Genomic DNA, 6,379 nt, shown 5'->3' with positions numbered 1-6,379 from the left:
GAAGGGGCAGATCGCCGACATGCGCCAGCGCCGCAACGATCTGAACGCACGCTCGAACATCCTGCAGGCGAAGCAGGAAATCGCGCAGGCGAAGGACGTCGCAGCCAGCGCGCTGGGCGGCATCGGCGGCAAGAACCTGTCCGAGGATTTCCAGAAGCTCGAGGACAAGGTCGCGCTGCAGAACGCACGCTCGGACGCACGCCTCAATTCGGCCGACACGTCGAGCGGCAAGGCGCTCGACGACAAGCTCGCCGCGCTGAACAAGGGCCCGTCGGTGGAAGATCGCCTCGCCGCACTGAAGAAGCAGCTCGATACGCCCGCGCAGTAACCCGCCGCGGGCCACCGCGCCGCGCCCCGGCCCGGGCGCGCGGCGCGAACCGATCGTCAGGAGACGGGCGCGTGCGCCCGGTTCGACCATGAAGAAATCTCTCGCCGCACTCGGCCTCTCGCTGATGTTGTTGTCGTCCGCCGCGTTTGCGGTCCCGTCGCTGCAGCAGGTCGAGCAATCGATCGCGCAGCGTAACTGGCAGCAAGCCGACACGCAGCTGTCGCAAGTCATCGATGCCCATCCGAACAACGCGCACGCGCGCTACCTGTATGCGCAGGTGCTGGACCGCGAGGGCCGCGCGTCCGACGCGCTCGCGCAACTGCAGCGCGCCAAATCGCTCGATCCGCAACTGAAGTTCACCGACGCGTCGCGCTTCGCGCAAACGGAGTCGCGCATTCGCGCCGACGCCGCGCGCGTGAGCGGCAACCCGCCGTCGGCCACGCAGGCCGGCACGCTGCAGCCGGGGCTCGCCCCCGCCGTCGCGCCGGCCGAGAAGCACGGTCCGTCGACCGGCATGTGGATCGGCCTCGGGCTGATCGTCGCCGTGATCGCGCTGGTGCTGCGCTGGACACTGCGGCGCGCGCGCACCACGGCCGACAACGGCCGCGCCGACGACGAGCGCCGCACGCAGCTCAAGCGTGCGACCGACGTGCTGAACGACATCCGGCCGCTCAAGCTCGATGCGAAGCTGTCGACGGCGCCCGGCGCCGCGGCGCTGACCGGCGAACTCGAAGCGATCGAGAACGACGCCCGCACGCTCGTCGAGACGCTGTCGAACGGCAAGAATCCGGTGCCGCCGTATCGCGTCGACGAGCTCGAACAGCGCCACGCCAGCGTGAAGGCGCGCGTCGAAGGCCGCCCCGACCCGGCCGCGCAGCCCGCGGCGCCGGCGAACGGCAGCGGCTCCGTGTACGCGCAGGAAGCCGATCGCATGACGGGCGCGCAAGGCCAGCCGTATCAGCAACAGCCCTACCCGCCGCAACAGCCCTATCCGCAACAGCAGCCGCCCGTCGTGATCCAGCAAGGCGGCGGTTTCGGCGGCGGCATGGGCGGGCTCCTGACCGGCGTGTTGCTCGGCGAAGCGATGTCGGGCGGCCGCGAACGCGTGGTCGAACGCGACGTGATCGTCGACGGCGACCACCGCAGGCAGGAAGCCGACCCGGGCTTCGATCTCGGCCGCGGCGACGATTCCAACTGGAGCGACGGCAGCGGCGGCGGCGGGATGGATCTCGGCAGCAACGACGACGGCTGGACCGACGACAACACCTGAGCCCCCGCACACCGGACGTCGACGTGCGCGTCGACGCCCGGCCTCCCCCGCCACGCCCGCCTGCATGACCGGCCGCGCCCGACGCGCGGATTTGTCAATCATTTCAAGATGGACTACCGGCAATGGGGCACGTTCGCTATCATGCGGCCATCGGCGTGCCACCGACCTCATTCGACGCAAAGCAATCCTGCGCGTCGCGGCACGCCTCCCTCGCCCCAACCAGGAGAAAGCCGCTCATGAGCATCATCAAGGAATTCAAGGAGTTCGCCGTCAAGGGCAACGTGATGGATCTCGCCGTCGGCGTGATCATCGGCGGCGCGTTCTCGAAGATCGTCGACTCGGTCGTGAAGGACCTCATCATGCCGGTCATCGGTGTGCTGACCGGCGGTCTGGATTTCTCGAACAAGTTCGTTCTGCTCGGCACCATCCCCCCGTCGTTCAAGGGTAATCCCGATTCGTTCAAGGACCTGCAGGCCGCGGGCGTCGCCGCATTCGGCTACGGCTCGTTCATCACGGTGGCGATCAATTTCGTGATCCTTGCGTTCATCATTTTCCTGATGGTGAAATTCATCAACAAACTGCGCAAGCCGGAAGAAGCCGCGCCGGCCGCGACGCCGGAAGACGTCGTGCTGCTGCGCGAGATCCGCGATTCGCTCAAGCAGCGCTGAGCGCCTCACGCGCCGCCCGCCAGGCCCGCCCCGTGCGGGCCTTTTTATTGCGCGCGCGATGCACCGCCGCATGCGGCGTATCTCACTTTTTTGTGACGAGCGAATGCACGCGCGGGAAAAGCAGGTCTATGATGGAGACTAAACGACAGTACGGGCGCCAAGACGCTGGCTGTGTCGATCATGGCGAGCAGGTCGACGGGAGACATTGATCGTCGTACTGCACGAATGCAGCATTTTCGTGTGCTATAAAGGATCGACATGCGGCGTACATAGCCGGGAGTGGGTCGCATGAAAGTGCCGCATTTCTTGCAATTGTTTTTGAGGCGAGTGTTTATGTCCTTCCCGAAAAAACGTCGGCGTGCGCCGCAGGATGGCCAGGAGTCGTTCCTCGCGGTCTTGCGCCACTCGAAACCGTTTGCCCAGCTCGACACCAAGATTGCCCGCGCCCGCGCGCAGGACGAACCCGTCCTCTATGCGCACGTGCTGCCCGGCCTCGACGTGCTCCTGTGCAGCGTGCGCGGCGCGCAGCCGCCGTATCCGGCCATCGCCGAGCTGCGCAAGCGCTGCATCGAATCGATCGCCAACGCGCTCGAGCAGCCGCTCGACGGCCTCGAGAACGGCGGATACTGGTACGAAGCGAACGGCTTCGGCTTCCTCGTCTTCGCCAGCCGTGCGCGTGCGCGCATCCTGCCCGAGTTTGGTGCAGGCACGAAGGCGAGCCTGCGCGGCGGCCTCGGCCGCCAGAACGCGGGCGACACGACACCCCGCTCGCTCGGCTGATCCGCCAGTCATTCGATGGGCCGCCTCCGCGCGGCCCATCTGCCATTCACACGCCCCGCTTGCCCGTCACGACACCTGCTGACGGCCGTTGTTCGGCCGCACGATGTCGATGAACGCGGCGAAATCGGCGCCGGCGAGCCCCTGCGCGGCACCCAGCCTCAGCACCTGCTGCACGGTGGCCGACACGGGCATCACCGCGCCCGTGTCGCGCGCGGCGTCGGCAACGGCATCGACATCCTTCTGAAATGTACTCAGCGCGCCGATCGGTGGATGGCCGCCCGACGTCATGCGCGGCACGAACGTCTGCAGCAGCACCGAATCGGCCCAGCCGCCGGCGAGCGCCTCGGCCAGGCGCGCGGCGTCGATGCCGCTCGCCTGTGCCAGCCCGACCGCCTCGGCGATCGCGGTCACCGTCGCGGTGACGATCGCCTGGTTGCACAGCTTCGCCGTCTGGCCCGCGCCCGCGTCGCCCATGTGCGTGATGCGCGACGCATACGTGTCGATCAGCGGGCGCACCGCGTCGAGATCGGCCGCGCGGCCGCCGGCCATCACCGCGAGCGTGCCGGCCTGCGCGCCCGGCACGCCGCCGGACACCGGCGCATCGACCCAGCCGACCCCGAGCGCGGCCGCGCGCGCCGCGTAATCGCGCGTGGCGGCAGGCGGAATGCTCGAATGATCGACGATGCGCTGCAGGCAGCGCGCGCTCGCGTCCCCGGAAAGCAGCCCGTGCTCGCCAAACACGACGTCGCCGACCGCACGACCGTCGAGCACGCACACGAACACCGTCTCGACGCGCTCGGCCAGCTCGCGCGGCGTGCCGACCACCTGCGCGCCGTCCTTCACCAGCGCCTCGGCCTTGTCGCGTGAGCGATTCCATACGCTGACGCGATGCCCGGCCGCCAGCAAATGCCGAATCATCGGCGCGCCCATCAATCCCGGTCCGCAAAATCCGACTTCCACGATGTTCCTCGTCTCCGATATGGGTTGCACTTGCCGCCCATCATACCTATCACTCAAGAAGCCGGGCACGCACGGCGCCGTAGCGGGACCGTAGCGGGACCGTAGCGGGACCGCTTCGGGACCGCGGCTTGCACCGGCAATACAGACCGATATCCCAGGGAGGCATCATGAGCGACCACGTGTACAAGTTGATCGAACTGACCGGTTCGTCGCGGCAATCGAGCGACGACGCGATTCGCAACGCGATCTCGAAAGCCGGCAAGACGCTGCACAACCTGCACTGGTTCCAGGTGACCGAAACGCGCGGCCACATCGAAGGCGATCAGGTCGTGCACTGGCAGGTCACGCTGAAGGTCGGCATGCGCATCGACGACTGACGCGCTCGCCGCCTCACCCGCCGCGCCGCGATCCGGATGCGCGCCCTGCGTGTCCGCGCGGCGCCGCGCGCTTCCGCACTCCACCCCGTTCAGGCCCCTGTCGCAGCCCGGCCGGCGCGTGCCTGCGGGTATCCATCTCTTGACGCTGATTTTCGTTCATATTAAAAACGATATACCCACCCCACCCCTCGATCAGCCCAGCCATATAAACCGGAGATAACATGAGTCAGCAACGCGAGGCGATCGACACGTACCTCTTGCGCGTCTTGCACACCTTGTTGATGGAGCGCAGCGTGACGCGCGCGGCCGTCAAACTGAACCAGTCGCAACCGGCGATCAGCGCCGCGCTGCGGCGCCTGCGCGACATCACCGGCGATCCGCTGCTGGTGCGCGGCAAATCCGGCATGGTGCCGACCGAATACGGGCTGCGCCTGCTCGAGCCCGTGCAGAACGCGCTGCGCGAAATCGAGCGCATCAAGTTCCAGCAGCACAACTTCGACCCGGCCACGTCGATCCGCTGCTACCGGATCGGCTGCCCCGACTACCTGAACGTACTGTTCGTGCCGACCGTCGTCGAGCGCTTTCGCCTGGCCGCGCCGAACGCAACGCTAGAGTTTCATTCGCTCGGCCCCGCATTCGACTACGAGCTCGCGCTGGAAGACGGCAAGCTCGACATCGTCGTCGGCAACTGGCCCGAGCCGCCCGAGCAGTTGCACCTGTCGAACCTGTTCGTCGATGAAATCGTCTGCCTGATGAGCAACACGCACCCGTTCGCGAAACGCGGCGGGCTCACGCTCGACCAGTACCTGAACGCGCCGCATCTCGCGCCGACGCCGTACTCGGTCGGCCAGCGCGGCGCGATCGACGTGCATCTCGCGCGCGAACGGCTCAAGCGCCACGTGGTCGTCACGCTGCCGTACTTCAACCTCGCACCGTACGTGCTCGTGAAGTCGGACCTGATCTTCACGACCACGCGGCTGTTCGCCGATCACTATGCGAAGTTCCTGCCGCTGTCCGTCGTGCCGGCGCCGCTCGACTTCCCGCCGATGCAGTACTACCAGCTGTGGCACGAACGCTGCCATTACTCCGACGAAGTGCGCTGGCTGCGCAGCCTCGTCGCCGAAGCCACCCGCACGTTGATCGAGGCGTAAGCGCATACGGCGCACCACGCGTGCGCCGTTCGCTCAGTTACGCGTGACCACGACGCGTTGCACGACGGGTGGTGGCCACAATGGCCGCGCCCCCGCTGCGCAACGTGCTGCGCGACCTCCCCGCCGACGCGTCAGCGCGACGCTTCCACGAGCGCCTGCGCCAGCGCGTTGTGACGCTCGATCACCGGCGGCAGATCGAGCGTCGCGAGCCGCCCTGCCCGCACCACCACCTTCCCGTTCACCACCGTGTACGCCGTCTGCGACGGTGCGCAGAACACGAGCGCCGCGACCGGATCGTGCAGCGCGCCCGCGAACAGCGGCTGACGCAGGTCGAACGCGGCGAAATCCGCGGCCATGCCGGGCTTCAGCGCGCCGATGTCGTCGCGGTTCAGCACCTTCGCGCCGCCGAGCGTCGCGATCTCGAGCGCTTCGCGCGCGGTCATCGCGTCGGGCCCGAAGCCGACCCGCTGCAGCAGCAGCGCCTGGCGTACCTCGGCCACCATCTGCGCGCCGTCGTTCGACGCGGAACCGTCGACACCCAGCCCGACCGGCACGCCCGCGAGCCGCATCTTCTTCACCGGCGCGATACCGGACGCCAAGCGCATGTTCGAGCACGGGCAATGCGCGACGCCCGTGCCGGTGCGTGCAAACAGGCCGATGCCCGCATCGTCGAGCTGCACGCAGTGCGTCGTATAACTTCGTATAATGTATGCTATACGAAGTTATTACGAATGTCCTGGAAGCGCACGAGGCTGCGGCGCTCCTCGCCGAACTCGCCGATCAGCACGTGATCGGCGGTAAACACACGCAGCGGCACCTTCGGCTGATAGTTGGTCAGCGCATCG

7 protein-coding genes and 1 pseudogene are annotated in these 6,379 nt (G+C 67.5%); 6 read left to right on the top strand and 2 right to left on the bottom strand.

The window, feature by feature from the left end; all coding sequences use genetic code 11:
- From JMF90_RS19020 to JMF90_RS19005, 4 genes are all read left to right on the top strand, one after another.
- Nucleotides 1–328, top strand: a 328-nt coding sequence (locus JMF90_RS19020) for a PspA/IM30 family protein (protein WP_201325316.1), incomplete at its 5' end; no start/stop codon positions are given.
- Nucleotides 329–416: 88 nt separating this feature from the next.
- Nucleotides 417–1,598, top strand: coding sequence for a tetratricopeptide repeat protein (locus JMF90_RS19015; RefSeq protein WP_011549590.1), 1,182 nt, complete (start codon nt 417–419; stop codon nt 1,596–1,598).
- Nucleotides 1,599–1,834: 236 nt separating this feature from the next.
- On the top strand, nt 1,835–2,266 hold the full coding sequence (gene mscL, locus JMF90_RS19010) for a large conductance mechanosensitive channel protein MscL (protein ID WP_006478553.1): 432 nt from the start codon (nt 1,835–1,837) through the stop codon (nt 2,264–2,266).
- Between the two features lie 333 nt (nt 2,267–2,599).
- Nucleotides 2,600–3,046, top strand: a complete 447-nt coding sequence (locus JMF90_RS19005; RefSeq protein ID WP_006488003.1) for a hypothetical protein — start codon at nt 2,600–2,602, stop codon at nt 3,044–3,046.
- 66 nt (nt 3,047–3,112) lie between these two features.
- Here the strand turns inward: JMF90_RS19005 and JMF90_RS19000 are convergent, their stop codons facing one another.
- Nucleotides 3,113–4,006 carry an NAD(P)-dependent oxidoreductase gene (locus JMF90_RS19000; protein WP_201316967.1) on the bottom strand — a complete coding sequence of 298 codons (894 nt, stop codon included), beginning with the start codon at nt 4,004–4,006 and terminating at the stop codon, nt 3,113–3,115.
- Between the two features lie 167 nt (nt 4,007–4,173).
- Here JMF90_RS19000 and JMF90_RS18995 point away from each other — a divergent pair, with 167 nt between their 5' ends.
- On the top strand, nt 4,174–4,383 hold the full coding sequence (locus tag JMF90_RS18995; protein WP_006478551.1) for a dodecin: 210 nt from the start codon (nt 4,174–4,176) through the stop codon (nt 4,381–4,383).
- 221 nt (nt 4,384–4,604) lie between these two features.
- Nucleotides 4,605–5,534: a LysR substrate-binding domain-containing protein gene (locus JMF90_RS18990; protein WP_006478550.1), complete on the top strand. Its 930-nt coding sequence runs from the start codon at nt 4,605–4,607 to the stop codon at nt 5,532–5,534.
- Nucleotides 5,535–5,665: 131 nt separating this feature from the next.
- Here JMF90_RS18990 and JMF90_RS18985 read toward each other — a convergent pair.
- Nucleotides 5,666–6,220 (bottom strand): annotated as a pseudogene (locus JMF90_RS18985) (amidohydrolase family protein); the annotation flags it as partial.
- Between the last annotated feature and the right edge of the window lie 159 nt (nt 6,221–6,379).

It is taken from the genome of Burkholderia sp. E168m23, from assembly GCF_016586125.1.
Taxonomy (GTDB): domain Bacteria; phylum Pseudomonadota; class Gammaproteobacteria; order Burkholderiales; family Burkholderiaceae; genus Burkholderia; species Burkholderia orbicola.
Note: the sequence above shows the minus strand (reverse complement) of the source record. Positions and strands in the feature narration are given on the sequence as shown.

Excerpts from the sequence above, each read along its gene's own strand:
- JMF90_RS19015 (WP_011549590.1), top strand. The coding sequence starts at position 417 with ATGAAGAAATCTCTCGCCGCACTCGGCCTCTCGCTGATGTTGTTGTCG.
- mscL (WP_006478553.1), top strand. The coding sequence starts at position 1,835 with ATGAGCATCATCAAGGAATTCAAGGAGTTCGCCGTCAAGGGCAACGTG.
- JMF90_RS19005 (WP_006488003.1), top strand. The coding sequence starts at position 2,600 with ATGTCCTTCCCGAAAAAACGTCGGCGTGCGCCGCAGGATGGCCAGGAG.
- JMF90_RS18995 (WP_006478551.1), top strand. The coding sequence starts at position 4,174 with ATGAGCGACCACGTGTACAAGTTGATCGAACTGACCGGTTCGTCGCGG.
- JMF90_RS18990 (WP_006478550.1), top strand. The coding sequence starts at position 4,605 with ATGAGTCAGCAACGCGAGGCGATCGACACGTACCTCTTGCGCGTCTTG.